Raw genomic sequence first — 26147 nt, 5'->3', positions numbered from 1 at the left:
TAAGCCGTCTCCATCAGAACATGAACGACGTCATGAGATAGTCGGAGATCAGCACCACCATGGAGGAGGTGACGACCGCGCGGGTCGTGGCGCGTCCGACCCCCTCGGCGCCGCCTTCGGCGATGAAACCGTGATAGCAGGAGATCAGCGCGATGAGGCCGCCGAAGACCGACGCCTTGAGCAGGCCGGTCAGGATGTCCTTCATCTCGAGGTACTGGAACGTCTTGTTGATGTAGACGTAGGGGTTGGAGCCCAGCAGGTTGACGGAGACGAAGTAGCCGCCCGCGATGCCGACCAGGTCGGCGAACACGACGAGCAGCGGCATCACCAGCGTCGCCGCGATGATCCGGGGGACGACGAGGTATTTCACCGGGTTGGTGGCCAGCGTCACGAGCGCGTCGATCTGCTCGGTGACCTTCATCGTGCCCAGCTCGGCCGCGATCGAGGCGCCGACGCGCCCGGATACCATGAGCCCCGCGAAGACAGGCCCCAGCTCGCGCGTGATCGACAGAGCAACGACCGTCCCGACGAAGCTGGTGGCCTGGAAGCGCTGGAATCCCGTGTAGCTCTGGAGCGCGAGCACCATGCCGGTGAAGGTGGCGGTGACCGCCACGACCGGCACCGACTTGACGCCGATCTCTTCCATCTGCTTGACGATGTTGGCGATCTCGGAGGGCGGCCTGAAGAGCCAGCCGAGCGCCTGGAATCCCAGGACGGCCATGTTTCCCAGGTCCTGGAGCAAATTGTAGATGCGGCCGCCGAGCGCCTCGCCCAGCGCCGCGAAACCGTTCCTTCGGGGGGATTCAGGCAACGGGGCGCCTCGGAATTCTGCGGCCCACCTGGGTGAGCAGCTCGTAGGGAATCGTGCCCGCCAGCGTCGCCAGCGCGTCGGCCGTCGGCCCACCTTCGCCCATGATCACGACTTCGCTGCCGACCCGGACGCCCGGGATGCCGGTGACGTCGATCATCGTCATGTCCATGCAGACGCGGCCCGCCACAGGCGCGCGTTGGCCGCCGACACCCATCCAGCCCCGGTTGGTCAGGCAGCGGGGGTAGCCGTCGGCGTAGCCGATGGGCACCACGGCGATCTCTCGCGGCTCGGGCCGGGAATAGAGCCGTCCGTAGCTCACGGGATGGTTCGCGGGAAGCTTCTTCAGCGAGACGATGCGGCTGACCAGGCGCATGACCGGCTTCAGCCCGAGGTCGTCTCCCAACCCGGGCGCCGGAAGGCTGCCGTAGAGCGCGATGCCGGGGCGCGCCATGTCGAAGGCGAATTCGCGGAACGCCACGAGCCCGGCGCTGTTGAGGGCGTGGACCAGGACTTTCGCGCCGAACGCCGCGCGCACCGCACTCGCGGCGGCCTCGAACCGGACAAGCTGCAACCGGGTGAAATCGAGGTCGGCGGCGTCGAAGCCGTCGGCCGACGCCAGGTGCGTCATGAATCCCTCGACCGCGATCCAGCGCTCCGTACGGATCCGTTCGATGACCGACCCGATCTCCTCGGGGAAGAAGCCGAGCCGCCCCATCCCCGTGTCGACCTTGAGGTGAACGGGGAACGGGCGCCCCGCGGCCTCGCCGACGCGGGCGAACAGCGCGATCTGGTCGGGCCGGAACAGCGTGCCCGACAGGCCGATCGCATGCGCCTCGGCCGCCAGATCGGCGTCGACGTCGCCCAGCACGAGCGTGGGGCCGGAGACGGCCGCCTCGCGCAGCTCGATCCCCTCTTCGACCGAGGCGACGCCGAGCATCGTCGCGCCCGCCTCGAACAGCGTCTTGGCCACCGGCACCGCGCCGTGGCCGTAGCCGTTGGCCTTGACGACGCCGAAGAGCGACGCCCCCGAAGGCAGCAGCGACTGCAGCGTGCGGCAGTTTTGGCGAAGCGCGGACAGGTGGATCTCCGCGACGGTGGGTCTGGCCAAATCTTTGACCTCGTGGGCGACAGGGGTGCAATCGGGAACAATCGGAAAAGTGTACCTTACCGCCCGCGGGACGTAAAGCCGCTGCGGAGAGCGAATGCCCGGATTCCTCGGCGTCGTCGGAGGGGGCCGTTCGCTCCATGGGCAGCCGCAACACTTCTATCCACCGGCATTGCGCTCAGACCCCCTCCCTTCCTCCGCTGTCGGAAATGTCGGCATCCGCCAGGACGCGAAATCCGGGATTCCGCTCCGGCGCGCAGCGGACCCGGGTGTCCCCGGACGGGGGCCTATGCCCCGAGCGGGTGTAGCCGCCATGGAGGGCGGCGCGAGGGGTATGGAGTCGCAGCGAAGCCATGGATGGCTGAGCAAGACGTCCCCCGGGAGGGGATACCCGGGTCGCTAAAGCGCCGGAGACTGCCCGGATTTCTCACCCGCCGCCGGCCGGACGGGTTAGACTATAAGGATCAAGCCAAAAGGAGTTTTCGATGAAGTCTCGCTTAAGGGTTGCTTCGATTTGCGTCGGGTTGGCGTGCCTGGTTTCCGCGGGGAGCGCCTTCGCGTTCGGCGGCATGGGCGGCATGGGCGGCGGGTCCAAGACTCCCGAGCTTCCGGCGAACGAGCCGGTCAAGGTCGAGAAGGCCAAGGGCGCCAATGCACACACGGTCGGTGAGCTCTACGAAAAGTCGGGGTCGCTCGACAAGAAGGCCGTCGTCGTGCGCGGCAAGGTCGTCAAGGTATCCAAGGGGATCATGGGCAAGAACTGGATCCATCTCAAGGACGGCAGCGGCGAAGGCGAAACCGCAAAGATCATCGCCACCACCCAGGACCTCGCCGAGGTGGGCGATGTCGTGACCGCGAAGGGCACGCTCTATAAGGACAAGGATTTCGGCGCGGGCTATTTCTACAAGGCCATCATCGAGGAAGCGAAGATCACCAAATAGCGGTCGTTCCCGCTAGCAGCCGCAACCGCAGTTGTGGCAGACGCGAGGAATGAAGTCATCGGGGGGGACGGTCTCCGGCGCGAAAGCGATCCGGTCGACCGCCGCCCGGATGTCTTCCAGCAGGTCGAGCTTTTCGCTTTTCCCGATGATGTGCCCCACGCAGCGGTTGCTGCACCCGTCGGAGGGCGACGAGACGCGAACCGCGTTGAGCAGATCGGCGTAGCTCCGGATGTCGATGACGAGATCCCGGTTGCGGGCGACCTCGAAGGCGATCCCGTAGGGCGCGAGGCCGGCGGCGACCTCGTTGCAGAAGGCGTCGAAGGACTTCCCCGACAGACGGACCCGCCAGTCGGGCCGCACGTGATTCTGGCCGCAGATCGTCAGGATGATCTTCTTCGGCGCCAATTCGTTCCTCTTCATGCGGTCGGCGAAGCGCCGGCCGAGCCGGTTCGCCCCTTCGCCTGCCCGCCAGTGGGCAACATATCGCCCGCGTCGTCCTGGCCCCGGTACCGGACCGCGTTCCGCCCCGCCGCCTTGGCCAGATAGAGCGCCTGGTCGGCCCGCTGCATCAGATCTTCCCACCGCCTCCCCGCATCCGTCCCGCTCGCGATGGTCGCCCCGCAACTGACGGTCAACAGACCCGAGGCCGCCTTTTCGTGGGGGATGGCCAACCGCTCGACCGCCTGGCGGAGCCGCTCGGCGAACTGCAGCATCCCTTGCGGGGACTGCTTGGGGGTGATCAGCAGGATCTCCTCGCCGCCGAACCGGAAGATCTCGTCGGACACCCGGAGCACCCGCTTCATGGCGTCGGCGACCGCGTGCAACGCCTGGTCGCCGGCCAGGTGGCCGTAGGTGTCGTTGTAGGCCTTGAAGTGGTCGATGTCGCACATGACCACGCCATAGGGCTCGTCGTAGCGGGTGAAACGGTGGTGCGCCTTCCCGATCGCCTGGAACAGGCCGCGACGGTTGCCGATCTCCATCAGGGGATCGATGCTGACCAGCTCCTCGAGCCGCTCGTTGCGCGACTTCAGCCCGACGTTCTCGTTCAAAAGCGACTGCTCGAGCTCGAGGACCCGCTCGCCCGCCCGGACCCGCGCCCGGAGCTCCAACCGGTCGAAGGGCTTGGCCATGTGGTCGTCGGCGCCCGATTCTAGCGCCAGGATCACATCCTCCCTCCGGTCCTTCACGGTGAGGATGACGATGTAGACGTAGCCCTGGTCTTCGAGGCAGCGGACCCTCCGGCACAGCTCGATCCCGTCCACGCCGGGCATGGTCCAGTCGAGGATGAGGAATTTGGTGCCGCTTTGCGTCAGCTTCGCAAGCGCCTCGACCCCGTCGGCCGCCTCGATCGCCTCGTGGCCCCACTTTTCGACGGTCCGGCACAGCAGCCGCCGGGTGATCGGATCGTCATCGGCAATCAGGATTTTCATTCGAATGCTCCTGCGTATCGTTCGATCCGGGCGATCTCGCGGCGCAACGCCTTGAGAGGCCCGGCCGCATTGGGGAGACCGGATGCGGCGCCAAGCCCCTCGAGCTCACGCGCGAGCTCGGAAACGGTACCTGCGCCGAGATTGCCCGCGGCCCCGCGGATCCCGTGGGCGATGTTCCGGAACTGCTCACGGTCGTCGCGCCCGGCCGCCTCCTCGAGGAGCCGGAGCCGGTCGGGCATCACCGAGATGAACTCTCCCAGGAGGGTGCGGAAAAAGGGGAGGTCCCCGTCGAACCGCTCCATCGCGGCCGCCAGGTCGATCGGCTGCGTTGGCCCGTCGTTCCGGTTCACGGCGTTTCCCTTCTCGATTCCCGAGGCATTTGCGTATCGCCGAATCATATCACCGAGCCGCCGCCCGGGGTTCCCAATAAAAATAAAGGCAATTTTCTTATCGCTCCTGCCGATAAGGATCCCATGCCGTGAATTCCGGAGGAACGTGCGGGATGGAACCGGTCGCCAAGCAATCGGCGTGCATTGTGGGCAGGACCGTCGCGCTGGTCCGCTCCCGTCTTTCCGGCCGGGTCGATTCCGAGCACGAACAGGCCATCATCCGGTTGGCGATCACCTGCCTGATCATCCCCTACCTCCTCTACTCGCGCATCTCGGCGGGCTCGATCGACGCGCGCATCGAAGTGGCCTGCCTGACGGGCTTCGCGTTCTTCTTCTTTTCCCTGTCGGTCCTGGCGGGAATCGTCCTGCGGCCCGCCCCGTCGCCGATCCGCCGGCTGATCGGCATGGCGGGGGACATGTACGGGACTTCCTGCTGCCTCTACATGGGCGGCGAAAAGCTCGCCCCCCTCTACATCATCTACCTCTGGGTCACCCTCGGGAACGGCTTCCGGTTCGGACAGCGCTACATGTTCGCCAGCTCGGCCGCCAGCGTGCTTTCCTTCGCGTTCGTCATCTGGAAGATCGACTATTGGTCCAGCCAGATGCCGCTCTCGATCGGCCTCCTGGCCGGGCTGATCGTGCTGCCCGCCTACACCTCGACGCTGCTCCGGAAGCTGAAGCGGGCGAACCTGCGGCTGGCCGAGGCCACCGTCCGCGCCGAGGAAGCCAACCGCGCCAAGAGCCAGTTCCTGGCCAACATGTCGCACGAGCTGCGCACTCCGCTCAACGGCATCCTGGGCATGGGAGAGCTGCTGGCCGGCACCCGCCTCGATCGCGAGCAGCGGGATTTCGCCGACACGATCTGCGATTCGGCGCGCGTCATGGTCTCCCTCGTGACGGACGTGCTCGACTTCTCCAAGATCGAGGCCGGCAAGATCGAGATCGAAAAGACCCGGTTCGACCTGCACGCCCTGCTCAAAGGGACCGCGGCCATGCTGGTCCACCAGGCCGCCGCCAAGGGGGTCCGTCTTTCCACGATCATCCCGCCCGAGGTGCCGTTCCTCTTGCACGGCGACCCGTCCCGGCTTCGCCAGGTGCTGACAAACCTCCTCTCGAACGCCGTCAAGTTCACCGAGTCGGGCGAGATCACCCTGCGGGTCCGGACCGAGTCCGACGCGGGCGACCGGGTGACGCTCGGGTTCGAGGTGAAGGACACCGGCATCGGCATGACGCCCGCGCAGCAGGCGCGGATCTTCGACCGTTTCACGCAGGCCGACGATTCCACCACGCGCAAGTACGGCGGGACGGGCCTTGGCACGACGATCTCGAAGCAGCTGGTCGAGCTGATGGGGGGCGAGATCCGTCTCGAAAGCGAGCCGGGGGGAGGAAGCACATTCCTGTTTACCCTGCCCTTCGCGAAAGCGCAGGAGGAACAGGCCTTCGTCGGGAACGACGAGGCCGGCGGACTCCGCTTCCTCGTTCTCTCGGCCGAAGAAGGCATTCTCGAGACGGTCACCCGCCATCTTGCCTCCTGGCGGATCGACGTCGATTCGGCCGCCCGGGGAACCCAGGCCTTTTCGAAACTCGTCGCGGCAGCCGACAGTGAGAATCCGTACCACGCGGTGATCGTCGCCGCGCAGGGGCTCGACATGGGAGCCGCCGAATTCGCGACCGTCGTCCATTCGGTCCGCAAGATCGCCGAGACCCCCCTTATCCTGATCGCCGGCGCCGCGCCCGATTTCGACGCCATCTCCCGGCAGGGATATTGCTCCGCCCTCGACGACACGATCGACAAGACCATGCTGTTCAACGCCATCCACTTCATCCGCCCCGACACCCCGGACCACGACGGGATGGCCTTCCTCGCCAACCGCTACCGGCAGCGCAGCGCGACACCCGAGCATTACCGGATCCTCGTTGCCGAGGACAACCCGGTCAACCAGAAGGTGATCGGGCTCATCCTCGAGAAGGCGGGCCACACGGTCACGATCGTCGACAACGGCGAGCTGGCGCTCGACGCCATGCAGGCCGGGCCGTTCGACATCGCGCTGCTCGACCTCAACATGCCGGTCATGGGCGGCGTGGAAGCGGCCAAGATGTACCGGATCGTGACGCCCGGAGGGCCCTGGATCCCGATGGTCGCCCTCACGGCAGACACGACGATAGAGACGCAGCGCCGATGCGAGGAGGCACGCTTCGCAGCCCACGTCTCCAAGCCGGTCGATTCGGCCAAACTGCTCGCCGTAATCGCACACCTGGCGGCGCGGCCCGTCCCCGCGGCCGTAAACGACCCGCCCCCGGCCGTGTCGATGGTCAGGGAACCGGGGATGCCCTACCCCGCGCGGGAAGAGACGCTGGCAACCGATGCGATCGAGGCGCTGAAGGCCATGGGGGCGAACGACGCCTTTCTTGTGGACCTGATGGGGATGTTCATGGAAGGGACCGAACGGAAGCTTGAGGGGATCGGTCAGGCCGCCCGGACGCGGTCGCCCGGCGACTTTCGGCAGCTGGCGCACGCCCTGAAGGGCTCAGCGGGCCAGATCGGCGCGCTCGCCCTCTCGACGCTGGCCGGCGGTTGCTCGGTCGCCAGCGACGAGACCATCCGGCGCGAAGGCACGATCCTGCACGACCGGCTGCGCGCCGAGTACGGGCGCGTCCGGGAGCTGCTGGTCCTGCAGTCGCGCAAGTTCGGCTGCAACTGATCCTTGCAGGCCGTGGTCAGCCGCCCGCGCGGTCGGCCTCGACGCCGGGTTCCGCCGTTTCCGTCTTGGCGACCTGCGCCCGCACCAGCCGGTCGATGACCCTGAGATCGGCCCCCGTCAGCCGCAAGGCGGTCTCGACCCAGATCTCGACGGTCCGCACGAGCGACTCCCTGGTCACGGAAAACACTTCCTGCCGAACCTGCCCGATCGCGTGGCGCGCGTTGCTGCGGCGTGAATGCTCGCGGACGAATTCGTGGACCGCCAGCTCCCCCTCGCCGTCCTCGGCCAGCACGTCGACCACGCCCATCTCGTAAAGCTCGGCCGCGGTATAGACATTTCCGCTCGTCACGATCTCCTCGACCTGCTTCATCCGGAGGCGGCGTGCCAGAAACTGGTAGGCGCCCATCCCGGGGAACAGGTTGAAAAGGATCTCGGGCAGCGCGAAGCGCGCGCGTTTTTCGGCAACCAGGTACGAGGCCGAGAGCGCCGCCTCGAACCCGCCGCCTAGCGCCTCGCCCTGGACCAGCGCGATCGTGCTCATGGGCAGGTCGCAATTCACCGAGACCGTGTGGACCAGGTCGATGCACTTCATCGCATATCGCGTAAGCCCACCCCGGTCCCGCTCGACGATCAGCTTCCGGAAGAGGGCGATGTCGCCCCCGTAGCTGAACACCGAAGCGTTGGCCGAAGCGACGACCGCATAGCGGATCGGGCACTCGCCCGTGTCGCGCAGGTAGCGTTGGTTGTGCTGACGGATCGAGCCGTAGCAGCAGACCAGGTCGTCGAGCAGCCTTTCGTTGAAGCATTGACGACCGCTGGGCGCCATGAAGGTCCACATGGTCTTCCGGGAATCGTCGAAAAGCGTGCGGACCTGCGAGAGGTGAGGGATGAGAACGGGAAACTGGAGAACACAGCCGGCCATGATCCACTCCCTGGGGGATAGATGGAGTACAACGGCAACGACATTTGGTGGGTAATGAGCGGGTATCTTGTCGATTCGGAAGAAAGATGTCAAGGCGCGATGCCCGTTCCGATTTACAATAAAACGTAAAGTGATAACCTGACCTTCGGGGGACGACCATGGGCCCGGAACGGGACGGCACGATCCTCAAGGGCATCTATGCCGCCGAGCGGGAGGCCGACCGCATCGTCCGCGACGCGGAAGGCCTGGCCGACGCGCTGAGGCGGGAAGCAGCCGCGCGGGCCGACGCGATCCTCTCCGAAAACCAGTCACGGCTCGGACGGTGCCGGACCGGACGCCTCGACGCCGCGGTCGCCGAGTCCGACCGGGAAGCCGAAGCCCTCCTCTCCGACGCGCGTTGCAGCGCCGAGGCGTGGGCCTCCGCCGAACGGCAGCGGATCGACGACCTCGCCGACCGGCTGCTCGCAATGGTGCTGCCGCGATGATCATCCCGATGGCGAGGATCCGGATCGTCGGCCCCAAGACCTTGCTCCCGCCCGTGACCGCCGCGCTCCAGGAGGCCGGGTCGGTCCAGGTCGATTCGGAGGATTCCGACATCGCCCGGATCCGCGACGACCTTCCCGCGGCGCGCCGACTCGTTCCCGACGAGGGCGAACGCCAGGCGCGCGAGCGTCTGGAATCGCTCCTCGACCGGGTCCGCAAGCTGCTCCTGCTCCTCCCGCCGGAACCGGAAAAGCCACCGCTCCCCGCCGCGCCCCCCCCCCCTCCCTTGCCCGTCGATTCGGACGCCGCCTCCCTGGCGCCGCTCTCGCAAAAGCTCGCCTCCGTCGCCTCCCGGCTCGAGGCGCTGCTGCGCAAGCGCAGGATCCACGCGGACGAGCTCTCGCTCTTCGCCCGGTACGACAAGGTGTTGCGGGTGCTCGCGCCGCTGATCGCCGGCGTCCGGGAGAGCCGGGACCTCGAATGCACCGGCCTCGCCATCCAGGCCGGGGAGCGCGACGCGCTCCCCCTGCTCGAGGAGGCGCTGGGCCGGGCGACCGGCGGCCATTACGAGATCTTCTACCGGGCCGTGGACCGGGAGACGATGGCAGGCCTCCTCGTTTTCCCGCGGGAGAAGGCGGCCGCTGCGAAGGCGCTGCTCTGGGAGCGCAACATCGGGGAGCTCCGGCTGCCCGCGTCCGTAGCCGACAAACCGTTGGGCGAAGCGCTCGGCATCATCCGCCGGAAGCAGGCAGAGCTGCCGACGAAGATCGCCCGCGTCGACGCCGAGATCGCGGCCTTCTCCCGTCGATGGACGGATATGCTCTCGTCCTGGCGGCGCGCGCTCGAAGCCCGCGTCGCGCGGATGCAGGTGTCGGAGACGTTCTTCGAGACGCGCGAGACCTTCCTCCTCTGCGGCTGGGTCCCCGTCGAGCAGCTCGCGCCGCTGCAGGCGACACTCGCGGCGCGCTTCGGGGAGCTGGTCCTCGTCGAGCGGCTGCCGATCGGAAAGCCCGAGGAGCATCAGGTCCCGGTCGCGCTCCGCAACGGCCCGCTCGTTCGCCCCTACGAGCGCTTCACGCGCGCCCTGCCGCTGCCCCGGTACGGGACGATCGACCCAACCCCGCTCGTGGCCGTTTTCTTCCCGCTCTTCTACGGCGCCATCATCGGGGACGCCGGCTACGGGCTGCTCCTGCTCGCCGGCGCACTGTTTGTCCGGAGGCGGTACGCCGCGAACCCGCTCGCCCGCGATTTCGCGACGATCTTCCTGTGGGCATCGCTCTCCGCCACGGCCTGGGGTTTCGCCTACGGCGAGCTCTTCGGCGACCTGGGGGAACGGTTCGGGATGCGGCCGCTCTTCCTCGACCGGATGAAGGACTTCATGGCGAATATCGCCTTCGCGCTCGGGATCGGCGTATGCCACGTCCTGCTCGGGATCGGGCTCGGGATCGCGACCGCCGTCCGCGGGGGACATCCCTGGGAGGTCGCCGTAAAGGCGATCGGGCTCCTGATCGTCCTCGCGTTCCTCGCCGTGGCGGCCGGCGTCGCCGGGAAGTTGCCCCCGGCGGCGGCGTGGATCGGCGGCGTCCTGCTCGTCGCGGCGGTCCCGGCGCTGCTGCTCTCACCATCGCGCTCGGCGATCATGGAGTTCCACAACCTCGTCAACATCCTGTCCTACATGCGGATCATGGGGATCGGCGTGGCCTCCGTCGCGCTAGCGTTCGCCGCGAACAAACTCGTTGCCTTGTCAGGCAGCCTGGCGATCGGGATTCCTGCCGCGATCCTGCTGCACGTCGTCAACATCGCCTTCGGCCTCTTTTCGCCGGCTATCCAGTCGATGCGCCTTCACTACGTGGAATTCTTCGAGAATTTCTTCGTCGGGGGCGGGCGTCCCTACGTCCCGTTCCGGTCGGCACCCTGACGGTCCCATAGAGGCCGGGAGAGGAGACACACGAGCATGGAGATCGGGCTGATTGCATTGGGAGCGGGACTGGCGATCGGGCTAAGCGCCCTGGCCACGGCCTGGGCGCAGGCGCGGATCGGGGCGGCGGCGGTGGGGGCGATCCTCGAGAAGCCGGAGACGATGGGCACGGTGATCATTCTCCTGGTGATCCCGGAGACGCTCGTCATCTTCGGCTTCACCATCGCCATCCTGATCCTGACGACGCTCAGGTGAGCGGGTCGTGACCGGCGAGGGGCTGACCCGGCACCTGCTCGAGCGCGCGGAGGCCCGGGCCGCGGCGATCCTGGAACTCGCCCGGGAGGAATCGGATGCACGGATCGCCCAGGCAGCCGCGGACGCGGAGCAGGAGGCGCGGGCGGCGGAAGCGGCCTTGCGGCGGGAGGCCGAGCAGATTCGGTCGCTGCGGGTGGGGCGCGCGCGCCTCGAGGCGCGGCAGCATCTCGCGCGGGCACGTGCAGCGCTGGCCGACGAGGTGCTGCAACGGCTCTCGGAGCGCCTGGCGCGGCTGCCTTTCGAGGCGGGATACCCGGAGCTCGCGGCGCGCCTGTTCCGCGAGATCCTCATCGAGCTGCCGGAGGGCGAGGTCACGGTGCGCGCCGACGCCGGGTCGAGCGCCGCGATCCGGGCGCGCGACGATGGCGGGCGCTTCCGCCTCGAGCCGCTGCCGGACGAAGAGCTGGGCGGCGTCGAGGGATTCGATGCGGGCCGGACCTTCTGCATCCGGAACACGCTCGCGAGCCGGATGCGCAAGGCGACTCCCGCGTTGCGCGAGGAGATCGGGCGGATGCTCGGGCAACCCGATGAGTGACCTTTACTTCCTCAACGCGCGGCTGCGATCGCTCCGCTCCTCCCTGCTCCCCCCGGCGGCATACGCGCGGCTGCTGCTCCAGCCGGACCTCGCGGCCTTCACCGCCGCGTTGCGGGAAACCCCTTACGGGCGCGCCCTTGAAGAGACCGGAGGCGAGCCGGGCGACGTCGCCCGGATGGAGGAGGCGCTCCGCAGGGAGTTATCGGGATCGCTTGTCCGGCTCCTCGCGATGGGACGGGAAGATTGCCGCGAGGCGGTCCGCCGCCTCCTTGGCTTCCTCGAGCTCCGAACGCTCCGGGCGATCGTCCGGGGCATGTGCACCAAACGGCCGGCGGCCGAGATCCTGGCCGCGCTCGTTCCTACGGGCCTTTACGACGAGGCGGCGCTCGAGGCGCTTTGTCGGCAGCACGACGTGCGCGATGTCGCCCTGCTGCTGCTCGGTTGGCGCGATCCGAACGGCGCGACGCTGTTGCGGTCGCTCGCGGGCTACCGGGAGCCGGGCGACGCCTGGATGCTCGAGACGGCGCTGGACCGGGCCTTCTTCAAGGCGAACGCACCACCGCGCGAGGCGGACGACGACCTGGCGCTCTTCCTGTCGCTGGCCGCCGACCGGACCAACCTGGCGACGGCGCTTTCCGGCGTGGCGGAACGGATCGCGCCCGACCGGCTTCGTCGCTGCTTCCTCCCCGGGGGGCGCGTCTACCGGGCGGCCGACTTTGCGCACCTCGTCGAGTCGGCATCGGTGGGCGAAGCGGCGGAGCGCGCGGCCCGCTCGGTCTTCGCGCCCGTCCTGGAAGGGCTCACCTGGCGCCCCGGCGGCGTTCCGCAGTTTCCCGTCCTGGAGCGGGCGCTCGACCGCGTCCTGCTGCAATGCATGCGGATGAGGATGCGGGTCGAGCCGCTGGGAACGGCTCCCCTCGTCTGCTGGCTGCTCGACAAGTTCCGGGAGGTGGCCAACCTGCGGCTGATCTTCCGCGGGCGCCTGGCGGGAATGACGGCGGCCGACCTGGCGATCCTGCTGTCGGCGGAGGGCTGAATAACCGGTATGGAACGAATCTGGGCGCTGACGGACAAGGAGACGGGGATCGGCTTCCGGCTGGCGGGGATCGCGACGCGCGCGGTCTCGACTCCCGCGGAGCTGGCGTGCTGTGCGGAGGGGCTCCTGTCGGACCCCGGGGCACAGGTGGTGCTGGTCGACGAAACCCTCTTCCGGCAGCTTCCGGAGCCGGCGCAGCGCCGGATCGAGGGGAACGAGCGCCCCGTCTTCGTCGCGGTGCCTTCCGCCGGCCGAGCAGCGGGGGCGGCCCGTCCCGAGGAGATCGTCACCCGGCTTATGCAGCGGGCGATCGGGTACCAGATCCGGATCCGGAGGTAGGGCGGAGATGGCTTGCGAGGGAACCATCGTCAACGTGGCCGGGCCCGCCGTCGTGGCCGCCGGGATGGCCGACTGCCGGATGCACGACCGCGTCGTCGTGGGCGATGCCGGCCTCATGGGCGAGATCATTCGCCTCGAGCGGGACCGAGTGACGATTCAGGTCTACGAGGACACGACGGGGCTCCGGCTGGGCGAGAAGGTCGTCGGCGCAGGCGAGCCGCTCGTGGTTGAGCTTGGGCCCGGCCTGCTCGGCTCGGTCTTCGACGGGATCCAGCGCCCCCTCGAGGCCATCCGGGCGGCTCAGGGCGACTTCATCGGGCGGGGGATCGCGGCGCCCGCACTGCCGCGCGACCGGCAGTGGCTGTTCCGGCCGTGCGTCTCGGCCGGGGACCCGGTGGGCCCCGGCGACATCGTCGGCCGTATCGACGAGACGCCGGGCATCGAGCACCGGGTGATGGCGCCGGCCGGCGTCTCCGGGCGCATCGGCCAAGTGCGGGAGGGGCCGCTGACGGTGACCGAGCCCGCCGCCCTCCTCGAGGACGGGACGGCGATTCCGATCCTCCAGCATTGGCCGGTCCGCACGCCCCGTCGGTTCGCCGCGCGCCTTCCCAGCACGGTCCCGTTCATCACCGGGCAACGCGTCTTCGATGTGCTCTTCCCGCTCGCGCTTGGCGGCTCGGCCATTCTCCCCGGCGGATTCGGCACGGGCAAGACGGTGGTCGAGCAGACGCTTGCCCGCTACGCCGCCGCCGACGTGATCGTCTTCGTCGGATGCGGGGAGCGGGGCAACGAGATGACGGAAGTGCTATCCGACTTCCCGGCACTGTCCGACCCGTCGACCGGGAGGCCGCTGATGGAACGGACCGTTCTCGTCGTGAACACCTCCAACATGCCGGTAGCCGCACGGGAGGCGTCGATCTACACCGGCATCACGATCGCCGAATATTACCGCGACATGGGCTACCGGGTGGCGCTGATGGCCGACTCGATCTCGCGCTGGGCCGAGGCGCTTCGGGAAATCTCTTCGCGGCTCGAGGAGATGACGGGCGAGGAGGGCTACCCGACCTACCTCTCCACGCGCCAGGCGAAATTTTACGAGCGCGGCGGCCGCGTGACCTGCCTCGGAAAGGAGAAACGCGAGGGGGCGGTGACGATCGTCGCCTCGGTCTCCCCGCCGGGAGGCGACTTCTCGGAGCCGGTCACGCAAGGGGCGCAGCGGCTCGCCGGCGTCTTCTGGGCGCTCGACCCCGAGCTTGCCCACCAACGCCACTTCCCCGCGGTGAACTGGCGGAAGAGCTATTCCCTCTACCGCGATTCGCTCGACAGCTGGTTCTCGGAAAACGTGTCACCGGAATGGGCAGCGCTTCGGGGCGAGCTCATGCGGCTGCTCCAGCGCGAGGAGGAGCTGCAGGAGATCGTGCAGCTCGTTGGCATCGAGGCGCTGCAGGACGAGGAGCGGCTGCTGTTGACGGCCAGCCGGATGATTCGCGAGGAGTTCCTGCGTCAAAGCGTCTTCTCGCCGAACGAGGCGGTGTGCCCCCCGGAGAAGGCGTTCCTCATGCTCAAGGCGTTCCTCGCGTGGCACGACGCCTGCCGCCGGCAGGTCGCGGCCGGCGTCCCCGCCGATACGGTGCTCGCCCGCCCCCTCCGGGCAGAGGTGGTCCTGCTGCGGGAGGCGCCCGCGGAGGATTTCGCCGCCCGGGCAGGGGCGCTGCTCGCCCGGATCGCACAGGAAGGGAGGGAAGCGCCATAGACCTCGTCACGCGGGAATACCGGACCCTTCACTCGGTCGCCGGACCGCTCCTCTTCGTCGAGGGCGTCCGCCGCGTCTTCATGGGGGAAATGGTCGATGTCCTGGCGCCCGGCGGCGGCGCGCGGCGCGGACAGGTGATCGCCTTTTCGGACCGGCACGCGGTGATCCAGCTGCTGGAGGAGACGACGGGGATCGGCATCGCCTCGACCCGGATCCGCTTCACGGACGCCGTCGCCCGGATGCCGCTCTCCCCCGAAATCCTCGGCCGCCGCTTCAACGGGGCGGGCGAGCCGGCGGACGGCCTCCCCGCGATCCTCCCGCTGAAATGGGCGGACATCGCCGGGGCGCCGATCAACCCGATGGCGCGCGACAAGCCGTCGCACATGCTCCGGACGGGCCTCTCCGCGATCGACGCGCTCTGCACGCTGGTCCGGGGGCAGAAGCTGCCGATCTTCTCGGGCGCCGGGCTGCCGGCGCGCGAAGTCGCCGTCCAGATCCTCCGGGAGGCGGGAATGGAGGCTGCGGACGGCCATTCCGGCGGCAGCGGCTTCGCCGTCGTGTTCGCGGCGCTGGGAATCACGCACCGGGAAGCCGAATACTTTCTGCAGGCGTTCGAAGGAAGCGGCGTCATGGAGCGCACCGTCGTCTTCCTCAACCTGGCGGACGACCCGACGATCGAGCGGCTGCTCACGCCCCGCTTTGCGCTGACCGCCGCCGAGTACCTGGCGTTCGGACTCGACCGCGACGTCCTCGTCATCCTCACCGACATGACCCACTACTGCGAGGCGCTGCGCGAGGTGGCCACCGCCCGCGAGGAGATCCCGGGGCGACGCGGCTACCCGGGTTACATGTACACCGACCTGGCGACGATCTATGAACGCGCCGGGCGCATCAAGGGGCGGCGCGGTTCGGTCACGCAGCTCCCCATCCTGACGATGCCCGACGACGACATCACGCATCCCATTCCCGACCTGACCGGCTACATCACCGAGGGGCAGGTCGTCCTTTCGCGCGACCTGCACCGAAAAGGGATTTTCCCGCCCATCGACGTATTGCCGTGCCTGTCGCGCCTCATGAGCCTCGGCATCGGCGAAGGGAAGACGCGCGGCGACCATCGGGGGCTGGCGGACCAGCTCTACGCCTCCTACGCCCAGGGACGGGAGTTGCGGCGTCTCGCCGCGATCGTCGGGGAGGAAGGGCTGCGCGAGGAGGACCGCAAGCTGTGCCGGTTTGCGGACGCGTTCGAGGCCGGATTCGTCCACCAGGGGGCGGTCGGACGGACCGTCGAGGAGACGCTCGACCTCGGCTGGAAGCTGCTCGGGAAATTGCCGAGGGAAGCTTTGACGCGCGTCCGCCCGGCGGACCTCGCGGCGCGGTACCGGGGAGAATGATGGCGACCGAGCAGGCCAGCGCCACGCGGACGGAGCTGCTGTCGCTGTCGGCGCGCGAGGGCGGGGCGCGCAAGGGGCTCGAGCTTCTTCGGAGCAAGCGGAAGGCGCTGGTGCGCGAGCTGTTCGCGGCGATGGACCAGGCGGTCTCGGGGCGCGGCCGCCTCGACGAGGCGATGGGGCGGGCGACGGGAGCGCTGGCGATCGCGCTGGGGACGGACGGCATGGCGGGCGTCGCCTCCGCGGCGTTCGCAGCGCACCGCGAGATTCCGGTGGCGCTCGTCGAGCGCAACGTCTGGGGCGTTCGCTTCCCCGAGATCCGCTGCCCGGACCTCGCCCGCCGATCCGACGAACGCGGATACGCGCTCTCTGCCGTGCCGGCGGCGACGAACGACGCCGCCCGTGCCTTCGAGGAGGCGCTCGAGGCCGTCTTCCGGGTGCTCGACGAGGAAGCGCGCCTGCGCCGCATCGGCGCGGAGGTCCGACGAACGACCCGCCGCGTCAACGCCCTCACCGAGGTCGTGATCCCGGGGCTCCGGGCGCGAATCCGCGCTATCCGGCTCGCCCTCGAGGAACGAGAGCGGGAGGACGTCTACAGGCAGAAGCGTTTCAAGTCGCGGAAGCGAGGATAGGGGGCTCGCTACATGCCCCAAAATCAATCATTTCCAGAGGAGTCCATGACCACGAACCTGGTTGTCACCCTCAGGAACGGCCAAAGCATCCAGGGGACGCTCGCGCAGCCCTTCGACGGCACCGAGATCGAGATCGACGTCGTCGACCGCAACCGGAAGAAGACGCTCCTGCCGATGAGCGAGGTCGCCCACATCCTCTTCGAAGGGCTTCCCGCCTGGGCCGACGGCCGCAAACCGAACGGGGTCGAGGAGGTCCAGACAACCGCCGGCGACAACTTCCGCGTGGAAGTCTACGAGAAGGGCCGCCACGCGAAGGGCTTCTTCGGCACGCTCGTGGGCGAACCGCCCTCAAACGGCTTCAAGATGATCTTCTTCGTCAAGACCGCCGTCCGCTTCCGGCACCAGGAAAAGAGTCTGGGCGACATCCTGCTCGAGAAGGGACTCCTTTCCGCCGACAAGATCGACCAGGCGCTCGACGCCCAGAAAGCGCTCCGGGACCGGCGGATCGGGGACCTGATCTCCGAATCGGCCAAGGTGCCGAAGGAGACGATCGAGAAGACGCTGCGCACCGCCCGCAAGACGGACCGGCGAAACGTCCGGGTCGGCGAGGTGCTGATCGCCGCCGGGCTCGTAACGCGCGAGCAGATCGAGAAGGCCTTCGACAAGCAGGTTTCCGGAAAGCGGGTCCGTGTCGGCGAGCTTCTGGTCAGGCAGGGGCTGGTCACCGAGGAGCAGCTGCTCAACGCGTTGGCCGCCAAGTTCCAGATGCGGTTCGTCGACCTCACCGGACGCGTCCCCACTGATGAGGCGCTCGCCGCCCTGTCCGAGGGGCTGGTCGACCGGCTGCACGTCCTTCCCCTCGAAATCGAGGAAGACCGCCTCGTCGTCGCCACCTCGGCACCAGCCGACCACACCATCGGGGACGCCCTGCGCCTTCGGACGAAGCACGAGATCGAGCTGGTCGTTGCTCCGGCCGCCAAGATCGCCGAGGCGATCGAGCGCCACTACCGGAAGAAACCGGATCCTCCCCCCGCCCCCCTCGAGTTCGCGGGGGTGGCGCAGGAGCCGATGGTCGAGGAGGAGGTCGAGGATGACCGCGAGAGCCTCTACGTCGAGCCCGACTCCGAGGTCATCTCCCTCGTCAACAAGATCCTGATCGACGCCACCAACCGGGGCGCATCCGACATCCACTTCGAGCCGGGCGGCCCCCGTCAGCCGGTCGTGATCCGTTACCGGATCGACGGGGAGTGCCTCGTCGCCCACCGGATCGCGCCCGCCTACCGGTACGCCGTCATCTCACGCCTCAAGATCCTCGCCGCGCTCGACATCGCCGAGCGGCGCAAGCCCCAGAGCGGCAAGTTCATGCTCCGGCTCGAAAAACAGCGGGTCGAATACCGGGTGGAGATCACCCCCACCATCGGGAAACTGGAGGACGCCGTGCTCCGGGTGCTCTCCGCCACGAAACTGATGCCGCTTGAGGCGATGGAGCTGCTCCCGTCGACGCTTGCGCGCATCCACGAGATCGCCGCGAAGCCCTACGGGGTCATCCTCTGCGTCGGCCCGACCGGCTCCGGGAAGACAACCACCCTGCATTCGATCCTTGGTTCCATCAACCAGCCGGAGCGGAAGATCTGGACGGCCGAGGACCCTGTCGAGATCACGCAGCCGGGCCTGCGCCAGGTGCAGGTCAACGCCCGGATCGGGTTCACCTTCGCCGAGGCGATGCGCTCCTTCCTGCGCGGCGATCCGGATGTCGTCATGATCGGGGAGATGCGCGACGCGGAGACCGCGCGGATCACGATCGAGGCGTCGCTCACCGGACACCTCGTGCTCAGCACCCTCCACACCAACAACGCCCCGGAGACCGCGGTGCGCCTGATCGAAATGGGAATGGACCCCTTCAACTTCGCGGACGCCTTGCTGGGAATCATCGCCCAGCGGCTTTGCCGGAGGCTTTGCGTCGACTGCCGCGAGAAGGTCGCGCTGCCCCGGCAGTCCTACGACCGGATGCGGGACGAGTTCCTGCTGGAAGCGCCGGCCGAGTGTAAGTTCCCGAGCTTCGAGTCGGTCGCGGTCATGGGGCCGGTGGGATGCCAGCACTGCAACGGGACCGGCTACAGGGGGCGGATCGCGCTCCACGAACTGCTGGTCGGGACGCCGGCCGTCAAGGACGCCATCCGGAAGAAGGCCGACGTCGCCGTCCTGAAGCGGCTCGCACTCGACGAGGGGATGCTGACGCTCAAGATGGACGGAATGCTCAAGGTGCTCCGGGGGCTGACGGACATGAAACAGGTGCTCAAGGTCTGCATGTAGCGGTATCCGGCTCTATCGGCGCCCGCGACGCAACCCGGCCGCCGGCCATCTAAGGAAAAGCCGATCGATGTGCGGAATCGAAAGGGGGTGGATCGCGTGCTGAACCTGAATTCGGTCATGATCTTCTCCGAGAATCCGGCGGCGCTCTCCGAGTTTTACAAGAAGATCTTCGCCAAGAACCCCGACATGGAGGAAGGGGGCTTTTACGGCTACCAGGTCGGCGCCGCATTTATGGGCGTCGGGCCGCACGACCGGGTCAAGGGATCGAACCCGGCTCCGGAGCGGATCCTGCTCAATTTCCAGACGGCTGAAGTGAAAGCCGAGTTCGAGCGGATCAAGGGGATGGGAGCCCGGGTCGTCGCCGAACCCTACCAGATGGGAGAGGGCAAGGATTTCTGGATCGCGACCTTCGCGGATCCGGACGGAAACTATTTCCAGTTGATGTCGCCATGGAAGGATGGGAAATAAGGCCTCCCGTCCGAAGCGCTTCGGATCAAGCGACAAGGCCCCGCTCCGGCGTACCGGAGCGGGGCCCGACTTTCGGGGAGAAGCGTTAGTTGATCTGGGTGGTCAGGAAGAGGGGCAGCGTCATGTGGCCGATCTGGTCCTGCAACTCCTCGATCCCGTCGATATGCGCGTCCTCGTCGTGCAGGATGTTCTCGAGGATCTCCCGCGTCGCGTAGTCGCCGACCTCGCCCGCGAGCTTGATGCCGTCGTTATACCCCTTGATCGCGACCATCTCGGATGCGTGGTCGTTCGTGAGCTGCTTTGCTGCGTCCGCGCCGATGTGCATCTTGCCCAGGTTGCTGACGATCGGGAGCCCCTCCAGGAAGAGGATCCGGCCGATGAGCTTCTCGGCGTGCTTCATCTCGTCGATGGCGCGCTTCTCGAAATGCTTGTGCAGCTTCTCGTATCCCCAGTTGGCGGACATCTCCGAATGGACCATGTACTGGCTGATGGCGGTCAGCTCCTCCGCCAGCAGCGCGTTCAACTTCTCGATGAGCTTTGCGTTTCCCTTCATCGTTCGCCTCCTCCGGACCGTGGAATGCAATTCACTACATCATTTATTGCACGCCATAACGCCGGTCGCAAGCCCCCGGATGCGCTACCGGTTGGAGGCATGAAAGTAGCGCGGCGTCAGTCGAGCGCCTCGCGGACCTTGGTGACCAGGTCCCTGCGCGTGAACGGCTTCTGGATGAAGTTGACCCCTTCGTCCAGAACCCCGCGGTCGGTGATCACGCTTGCGGTGTATCCCGACATGTAGAGCGTCTTGAGGCCGGGCTGGTCCCCGGCCAGGATGTCTCGCAGCTTCCGCCCGTCCATCTCCGGCATTATGACATCCGTCACCAAAAGGTCGATCGATCCCCCGTTCGCTTTGAACAGCCGGATCGCCCCGGACGGGCTGTTCGCGGCCAGCACCCGGTACCCGAAGGATTCGAGCATCTGTGTCACGAGGTTCAGGTTGCTCTCTTCGTCCTCGACGACCAGGATCGTTTCCGCCCCCCCGTGCAGTTCCGGTTGCGGTGTGCTTTCGTCGGGCACTCCATCCCGCCCGGCTTCCGCCCTCGGGAGATAGATCGTGAACGTCGTCCCGCGGCCGGGCTCGCTGTAGACGTTGATGTACCCCCCGTTCTGCTTGACGATTCCGAAAACCGTCGCCAGCCCGAGGCCCGTGCCCTTCCCCTGTTCCTTCGTGGTGAAGAACGGATCGAAGATGTGGTCGATCTTGTCATGCGGGATTCCGCAGCCGTCGTCGCTCACCGACAGGACGACGTATGCCCCGGGCAAGGAGCCGGGATGGCCGCTGCAGTACTGCTGGTCGATCGTGGCGTTGGAGGTCTCGATGGCGATCTCTCCGATCCCGGAGATCGCATCCCGCGCGTTGGTGGCCAGGTTGGCCATCAACTGGTCCACCTGCGACGGATCGATCTTCACTTTCCAGAGATTCCGCCCCGGTTTCCAGGACAGCTTGATGTCCTCCCCGATGAGGCTGCGGATCATTCGGAGCACCGACTCCAGGCTTTCGTTGAGATCCAGCACCTTGGGCGCGACCGTCTGCTTCCGGGCGAACGCCAGCAGCTGGCGCGTCACGTCGGCGGATCGTTGTGCGGCCTTGTTGATCTCTTCCAGGTTGTGACGGAACGGCGCATTCGGGTCGACCTGGGCCAGGACCAGCTCGGTATGCCCGAGGATGACGCCCAGCATGTTGTTGAAATCGTGGGCCACGCCGCCGGCAAGGGTCCCGATCGCCTCGATCTTCTGCGACTGCACCAGCCGCTCCTGGAGTGCCTGCATCGCTTCCCTGCCTTGCGCCACGAGCCGCAGGGCGCGGACCAGGTAATAGCCGAACAGGGAGACGAAAAGCGAGAACAGAAAGGTCGCGAAGGCGTTCGCCAGCGTCCGGATCTTCCACCCCGCAAGCGCCCGTGACTTGATGACCGAGGCGGTCACGATGAGCGGATATTCCGGCATGACGCGATAGCTCGCCATCCGCGCTATCCGGCCCGGAGCGGTCACGACCTCGTAGAACCCGGCCGGCTTTCCGGCAGCGGCCTTGAACACGGGGCTGAACCCGCCGATATCGTCCCCCACCCAACGCTCGTTGAAACTCATCCTGACCCGCACGACATGGTCATCCTTGCCGACGAGCATCCCGGTCCGGCCTTGCCCGACTCCCAGGTTGCCGTAGACCTTGCCGAAGGAGAACGGGTCAAGCCCGATCGAGACGATTCCGGCAAAAGAACCGTCCGCCCGGTTGATCCTCCGGCTCAGGAAGATCACCCAGTCGCCCGTGGCCCTGCTCTTGATGGGCTTGGCGATGTAAAAGCCTGCGTCGCTCCGGCGGAGCTGGGCCTGGAAATGTTCGCGGGGGAAGATGTTCAACGGGGTCTTGTAGGGGAATGCGCTGAAGAGAAGGTTGCCCGCGGCATCGGAGACTCCGACCTGGATCGCCTGGAGATCTTCTTTCGTCCGCCGCCCGAAGTCTTTCATGCTCTCGGAGACCGAACCGGTCTTCTCGAATTCGTCCTTCATGAACAGAAGAGCGGTGTCGGCTTCCTTGAGGACGCGTCGGGCATGTTCCTCGAAGGCGAGGGCGGCAAAGGCGTTTTCGCTTTGGATGCGGTCGATTTCCCGTCGGTAGTCCAGCAGGGAGATGCCGACCAGCCCCGCCCACCCGCCGAGGATAAGCAGAAGGCTGAAAACAGCCGTCAAACGCGTGGCGGATCTGCGTTCCCGAGAAGTGCCCGATGAATCTATATCCATGCGTCTTCTCCAGCCGGAGGGATCTTGGAACGTGCCGCCCCCCCGAGCCCTTCGCCAAGATTACACATTACGCGATGAAACGAAAAGGCCCGCTCAGGAATATCCTGGCGGGCCCCTGCGTGACGAATCCGGATCTCGTCCTGCCACTCTCGTGCGCCCAGGGGGCGCGCGGCATTCCCCCTTGGCGCGGAAAACCGGTCGGCGTCAGTCCCGGTCCCTTTCGCCGTATTCGCGATTCCCCTTGCCGTCTTTCTCCGATCGATGATTCTGCTTCTTGTCCTTCCGCTGGTTCTTGTCGTTGTCCTTCGATTTCCCGCGGTCCCGGCCCTGCGCCTTGTCAATGCTAAAGGCGGCGACTCCGAACAGCTCGACGTTCCCCGCCTTGTCCACGGACCGGTAATCGATCGCAGTCGCACCCTCGGCAGTGATCTTGAACGGCACGAAGTATCGGCTCCAATTTCCCCCGGCGTCGAGGCTGTACTCGGTGAAGTCGACCCCGGTCCCGTCATCGACGGCCGAAAGGGAGACAGTCACGCCGCCCGAATAGGAATCGATCCCGCAACTTTTCTTCCCGGCCAGGCTCACCCGGGTGACCGGAGGGACGGTGTCGGTGAACACCCGGACGCGATCGATCCAGCCCTTTCCGCCCCCGCTCGTGAAGGAGACGTATCCCACCGGGGAGCCGTCGGAAAGCAGCGCCGGGTCGGGCGAGCCGGTCAGGTCGGCCCAGGGGGACCCATCACGCCAGAGGCGCTTGGCGCCCGTGCTCCGGTCCACCTCGACCAACACCCGGTACCAGCGATTCGGAGCAAGGGCGTTGTCGATGACCATCCGCCCGTCATGGACCTGCTCGATGCCTGCGACGACCAGGTTGGCCACCTTCCCGTTCCAGTTGCCGCTGGTGTCGGCGAAGAGCCGCGCGCCGATGTCGTAACGGTTTTCCGGGCATACCTGGTTCCCGGTGGCCAGGATGTCGCCGCTGGGCATCATGTCGAATTGGATGTAGATCTTCGTCTTCGCATCCGCCGGATAGGCGAATTCCCGGAGGGAGTCGCTTGCCCAGCAACCGGCGTGGTCGCCGTAGGCCTGCATGACCACTCCGCGACCCGGATCAACCGACCCGGCCTGATCGGTCCAGATGTTGTTCACGGGATCGTTCACGGCGTTCCAAAAAGGGAGCCAGCCGGTCGTTTTCGCGCTGATCGACTCGCCGGCCCGATAACCGTCGAAATTGTCGACGAGCAGATCCGTCGCCCCCGCCGGGGCGAGGACGGGCGGAAACACTAGAACCGCGGCCAACGCAAAAAAGACAAGTGCCTTCTTCATCAAGATTCCTCCTGCCGGGAATTGAACTGCCAGATGCTCCCGTCTTGGTCCGCGGCTATTACTCCTGAATACTGGATCGGTTGCTGACTTCGGGAAAGTCATCGCGGGTTACTACGGGGGGCACTGCGAAATGTTGCCAAAAGATGCATATGGTGAACAAGGACGATTACTGTTTGGGAATCCTCCGGTCCTGCTTATCCGCAGTTGCCGTCCATGGTTTCCGGCGTAACCGACCGGCCGTCGCCGCACGTTCCATAACCAATCGATATCGTTCTTTTCCATCATGCTCGAAAGTCCTACCGCGCCGCCCACGGTCGCGTTATGATGGCAACCACGCGCCCTTGGCTCAACGGATAGAGCATCAGACTTCGGATCTGAGGGTTGGGGGTTCGAATCCCTCAGGGCGCACCATCCTGGTATGAAACTGGGCACTCCCTCTTGCGAGGCCGTGCCCAGTTCTTTCTTCACGATGGCGTGTGCGATCCCCGCATAACTGCCGCGCATCCGGACTTCCTTCCCTGTAATCCGGATTTCCTTCACCAACAATCGCAGATAATCCTTGCCGAACTGGCATTCCGGATCGCTCAGCCGTTTCCGCATCGCCTCGGTAAACGCATGGATGTTCTTCGGAGAAAGCATCTCGTTCGGCATCTCCGCTTCCCGCCTGATCCCGGCCATCTCGGTCAGAATCTCCTGACGCCGCGTCGAGAGTTTGTGCGCCTTCTCTGTGAGCGAGGAATCCATCGGCAGGAAGCCCGATGCAACGGCTTCATGAAGCCGATCCGTGCCCTGCCGCACCTTTTCCAACTCCACGCCTAATTGTTTCAAGTACGCCTGTTTGGTTGCGTCGGTGGCGGATCGACGCCCTTTCAACTCGCGCAGCATCTGTGTCACGCGGACGTCTGTTAAAACCCGTTGTTTAAGGGTGGCGAGTACCGCTTCGTCGACTTTGTGATCCGTTGAAGTATCCCTGCCGCGCGTTTTCCTGCATCCCGCGAAGCGTATGCTTTCCGTTTTCCTTGCTCTGGTACTCATCGAACATCGAGAACATCTTTCGGGCCATCTCGCCGGCGGGATCATCGCTCGTCTGCTGCGTGATGGAGATGACCTTGACCCCGCTCTTGCGAAGCCTGCGCTCGTAAAACATGAACTCGAATGAATCACGGAAAAAACGCGAGAGGGAATGAACCACGATGGCATCGAATGGCGAAGGCGAAAGAGTTGCCTCCGAGATCATCTGTTGAAAGACAGGACGCCGGTCGTCCGTGGCCGACGCCCCCGGTTCTATGTATTCGACCGCGACGTAGTGCCCTTCTCAGTCCGACTCCGAAGCGTTGTGTGCTCCTCGGCAAGATACCGGAGAAGATCGCCGTGACTTTGCCGCAGGGAATCAAAGGCCGCGATACCGAATTGCTTCAAGATTGGTTTGCGCACTTGCCACTCGATGCGCCAGACGTCCTGGTCCTGCTTCCACAGTTCGAAGAACCAGACCTTGTCGCTTTGCTCGGCTATCTCGGCGACCTTGTCGTAAATGCGCAGCACGATATCGCCGCGCCCGAGCGTGAAGGTTTGCACCTTGCCGTTTTCCCGATGCTGGCTGTCTTTGGTTGACCGACTGACGAACGAGTCCTCATTGAAGTCGATTTCAGGAAGGTGATAGTCGAAGCAGTAATCCACGCGGGAAAGAGTTTCCGGACGAATCGCTTTGAAGCCCAGGTTGGCCGCCCAAGCGAGGAACTTGCCATGAAGCGCGTATGCCGTTTCCTTCCAGAGCGCCTGACTCTTGAACGTCACAAAGAACGAAGGCGAATTGAATTCCCCGCACTCGATCTTGAAATCTTCATTGGTGAGAAGAAAGGGATACCCTGAACTTGTCCCATGCGAAGCGAGAAGAAATGGCGTATCCCCGAGGGTGATCATTTCGGGGTCTTTGGATTTTCGGTTGCGTAGAGTTTCCCGAAGCGTCCGCAACTCCGTGAAGTCGATCCCGCACGACCGACCCAATGAACTCAGGTAGTACGCGCATTGAAGCGTATCGATGCCGTGGAGCAGCAGACCTTTGGAATTGGGTAACGTCACCGCCTGGTCCTCAGTCGCCTTCCTTTTCCTGCTCAAGTTCCGCGAGATGACTCGCCACTAAACTTTCGTACCTTGCGTGCGGCCCGCATGGCTCGAATTCAGGGTCTTTCTCCTCCTCATACGGATACGGTTCACGTGAAAGCCCTTGAGCGAATTGAGCTAGCGCCGAGGCCAACAGGTCCCCGATGATTTGTGTCTTCGTTTTTGTGGGAAACATTTCGCTGATAGCGTTGATCTTGGCCGCGACGTGGAGAGGCAACCGGATGGAAATTTGTTTCGGGGTTAATCTGGAATTGTCTGGGGCACTCCACAGTTTGCTGAGGTCTTTGGGGTCCATTCGGTTACCTTTCGCATGAATGTCTTACAACATTCACTAGACTCTCACGGACTTATTTCGCAGTCAATTATTTTTTTGACATGATTCTGCATATGGAGTATGCCGTTGGGGGTGAGCAAGGTTTCGAGA

Annotated in this window: 25 protein-coding genes and 1 tRNA gene; 14 read left to right on the top strand and 12 right to left on the bottom strand. The window is 65.9% G+C overall.

All coding sequences use genetic code 11. The annotated features are described in order from the left end of the window. Positions 1-13: 13 nt before the first annotated feature. Positions 14-811, bottom strand: a complete 798-nt coding sequence (locus tag VGK27_05360) for an ABC transporter permease (GenBank protein HEY3489535.1) — start codon at positions 809-811, stop codon at positions 14-16. Next, complete coding sequence (alr, locus tag VGK27_05355) at positions 804-1919, bottom strand: alanine racemase (protein ID HEY3489534.1); 1116 nt, start codon at positions 1917-1919, stop codon at positions 804-806. Before alr ends, VGK27_05360 begins: the two co-directional genes overlap by 8 nt. A gap of 482 nt (positions 1920-2401) precedes the next feature. Here alr and VGK27_05350 point away from each other — a divergent pair, with 482 nt between their 5' ends. After that, the gene (locus tag VGK27_05350) at positions 2402-2857 is read left to right on the top strand and encodes a hypothetical protein (GenBank protein HEY3489533.1); all 456 of its coding nucleotides are present in this window, start codon (positions 2402-2404) and stop codon (positions 2855-2857) included. A 12-nt stretch (positions 2858-2869) separates the two neighbouring features. Here VGK27_05350 and VGK27_05345 read toward each other — a convergent pair whose 3' ends face one another. From VGK27_05345 to VGK27_05335, 3 genes are read right to left on the bottom strand one after another with little or no spacing between them, the layout of a single operon-like run. After that, positions 2870-3262: a hypothetical protein gene (locus VGK27_05345; GenBank protein ID HEY3489532.1), complete on the bottom strand. Its 393-nt coding sequence runs from the start codon at positions 3260-3262 to the stop codon at positions 2870-2872. An 11-nt stretch (positions 3263-3273) separates the two neighbouring features. Continuing rightward, a complete protein-coding gene (locus VGK27_05340) occupies positions 3274-4287 on the bottom strand; it encodes a diguanylate cyclase (GenBank protein ID HEY3489531.1) in 1014 nt (337 codons plus the stop codon). Next, entirely contained in the window at positions 4284-4637 is a 354-nt protein-coding gene (locus VGK27_05335) for an Hpt domain-containing protein (GenBank protein HEY3489530.1), read from the bottom strand. Before VGK27_05335 ends, VGK27_05340 begins: the two co-directional genes overlap by 4 nt. A 152-nt stretch (positions 4638-4789) precedes the next feature. Between VGK27_05335 and VGK27_05330 the strand changes: the two genes are divergently transcribed. Further along, entirely contained in the window at positions 4790-7378 is a 2589-nt protein-coding gene (locus VGK27_05330; protein HEY3489529.1) for an ATP-binding protein, read from the top strand. A gap of 16 nt (positions 7379-7394) precedes the next feature. Here the strand turns inward: VGK27_05330 and VGK27_05325 are convergent, their stop codons facing one another. After that, positions 7395-8300, bottom strand: a complete 906-nt coding sequence (locus tag VGK27_05325) for a crotonase/enoyl-CoA hydratase family protein (protein ID HEY3489528.1) — start codon at positions 8298-8300, stop codon at positions 7395-7397. Positions 8301-8458: 158 nt separating this feature from the next. Here VGK27_05325 and VGK27_05320 point away from each other — a divergent pair, with 158 nt between their 5' ends. The 11 genes from VGK27_05320 (at position 8459) to VGK27_05270 (ending at position 19480) form a co-directional block, all read left to right on the top strand. Continuing rightward, complete coding sequence (locus VGK27_05320; GenBank protein HEY3489527.1) at positions 8459-8785, top strand: hypothetical protein; 327 nt, start codon at positions 8459-8461, stop codon at positions 8783-8785. Then, the gene (locus VGK27_05315; GenBank protein HEY3489526.1) at positions 8782-10701 is read left to right on the top strand and encodes a hypothetical protein; all 1920 of its coding nucleotides are present in this window, start codon (positions 8782-8784) and stop codon (positions 10699-10701) included. Before VGK27_05320 ends, VGK27_05315 begins: the two co-directional genes overlap by 4 nt. Positions 10702-10737: 36 nt before the next feature. Then, entirely contained in the window at positions 10738-10956 is a 219-nt protein-coding gene (locus VGK27_05310; protein ID HEY3489525.1) for a hypothetical protein, read from the top strand. Between the two features lie 7 nt (positions 10957-10963). Next, entirely contained in the window at positions 10964-11551 is a 588-nt protein-coding gene (locus VGK27_05305) for a V-type ATP synthase subunit E family protein (GenBank protein HEY3489524.1), read from the top strand. Then, on the top strand, positions 11544-12587 hold the full coding sequence (locus VGK27_05300) for a V-type ATPase subunit (protein HEY3489523.1): 1044 nt from the start codon (positions 11544-11546) through the stop codon (positions 12585-12587). The genes VGK27_05305 and VGK27_05300 overlap by 8 nt, the downstream gene beginning before the upstream one ends. Positions 12588-12596: 9 nt before the next feature. After that, positions 12597-12926 carry a V-type ATP synthase subunit F gene (locus VGK27_05295; GenBank protein ID HEY3489522.1) on the top strand — a complete coding sequence of 110 codons (330 nt, stop codon included), beginning with the start codon at positions 12597-12599 and terminating at the stop codon, positions 12924-12926. 7 nt (positions 12927-12933) lie between these two features. Further along, positions 12934-14679 (top strand): V-type ATP synthase subunit A, encoded by a 1746-nt coding sequence (locus VGK27_05290; GenBank protein ID HEY3489521.1) that lies wholly within the window; start codon positions 12934-12936, stop codon positions 14677-14679. Beyond that, a complete protein-coding gene (locus tag VGK27_05285; GenBank protein HEY3489520.1) occupies positions 14676-16070 on the top strand; it encodes a V-type ATP synthase subunit B in 1395 nt (464 codons plus the stop codon). Before VGK27_05290 ends, VGK27_05285 begins: the two co-directional genes overlap by 4 nt. Next, positions 16070-16699, top strand: coding sequence for a V-type ATP synthase subunit D (locus VGK27_05280; GenBank protein ID HEY3489519.1), 630 nt, complete (start codon positions 16070-16072; stop codon positions 16697-16699). Before VGK27_05285 ends, VGK27_05280 begins: the two co-directional genes overlap by 1 nt. Positions 16700-16744: 45 nt before the next feature. After that, the gene (locus VGK27_05275; protein HEY3489518.1) at positions 16745-19012 is read left to right on the top strand and encodes an ATPase, T2SS/T4P/T4SS family; all 2268 of its coding nucleotides are present in this window, start codon (positions 16745-16747) and stop codon (positions 19010-19012) included. Positions 19013-19108: 96 nt separating this feature from the next. Beyond that, the gene (locus VGK27_05270; protein ID HEY3489517.1) at positions 19109-19480 is read left to right on the top strand and encodes a VOC family protein; all 372 of its coding nucleotides are present in this window, start codon (positions 19109-19111) and stop codon (positions 19478-19480) included. Between the two features lie 85 nt (positions 19481-19565). Here VGK27_05270 and bfr read toward each other — a convergent pair whose 3' ends face one another. The 3 genes from bfr to VGK27_05255 form a co-directional block, all read right to left on the bottom strand. Further along, a complete protein-coding gene (bfr, locus tag VGK27_05265; protein ID HEY3489516.1) occupies positions 19566-20033 on the bottom strand; it encodes a bacterioferritin in 468 nt (155 codons plus the stop codon). A 116-nt stretch (positions 20034-20149) separates the two neighbouring features. Continuing rightward, complete coding sequence (locus tag VGK27_05260; protein ID HEY3489515.1) at positions 20150-22276, bottom strand: ATP-binding protein; 2127 nt, start codon at positions 22274-22276, stop codon at positions 20150-20152. Positions 22277-22480: 204 nt separating this feature from the next. Beyond that, a complete protein-coding gene (locus tag VGK27_05255) occupies positions 22481-23602 on the bottom strand; it encodes a hypothetical protein (GenBank protein ID HEY3489514.1) in 1122 nt (373 codons plus the stop codon). 335 nt (positions 23603-23937) lie between these two features. Between VGK27_05255 and VGK27_05250 the strand changes: the two genes are divergently transcribed. Beyond that, positions 23938-24013, top strand: a tRNA-Arg gene (locus tag VGK27_05250). 508 nt (positions 24014-24521) lie between these two features. Here VGK27_05250 and VGK27_05245 read toward each other — a convergent pair. From VGK27_05245 to VGK27_05235, 3 genes are read right to left on the bottom strand one after another with little or no spacing between them, the layout of a single operon-like run. Then, positions 24522-24890, bottom strand: a complete 369-nt coding sequence (locus VGK27_05245) for a recombinase family protein (GenBank protein ID HEY3489513.1) — start codon at positions 24888-24890, stop codon at positions 24522-24524. Beyond that, complete coding sequence (locus tag VGK27_05240) at positions 24887-25681, bottom strand: hypothetical protein (protein HEY3489512.1); 795 nt, start codon at positions 25679-25681, stop codon at positions 24887-24889. Before VGK27_05240 ends, VGK27_05245 begins: the two co-directional genes overlap by 4 nt. Positions 25682-25691: 10 nt before the next feature. Beyond that, a complete protein-coding gene (locus tag VGK27_05235) occupies positions 25692-26018 on the bottom strand; it encodes a hypothetical protein (GenBank protein ID HEY3489511.1) in 327 nt (108 codons plus the stop codon). Positions 26019-26147: the final 129 nt, after the last annotated feature.

It is taken from the genome of Candidatus Deferrimicrobiaceae bacterium (assembly GCA_036504035.1).
Lineage (GTDB): Bacteria > Desulfobacterota > Deferrimicrobia > Deferrimicrobiales > Deferrimicrobiaceae > JANXPS01.
Note: the sequence above shows the minus strand (reverse complement) of the source record. Positions and strands in the feature narration are given on the sequence as shown.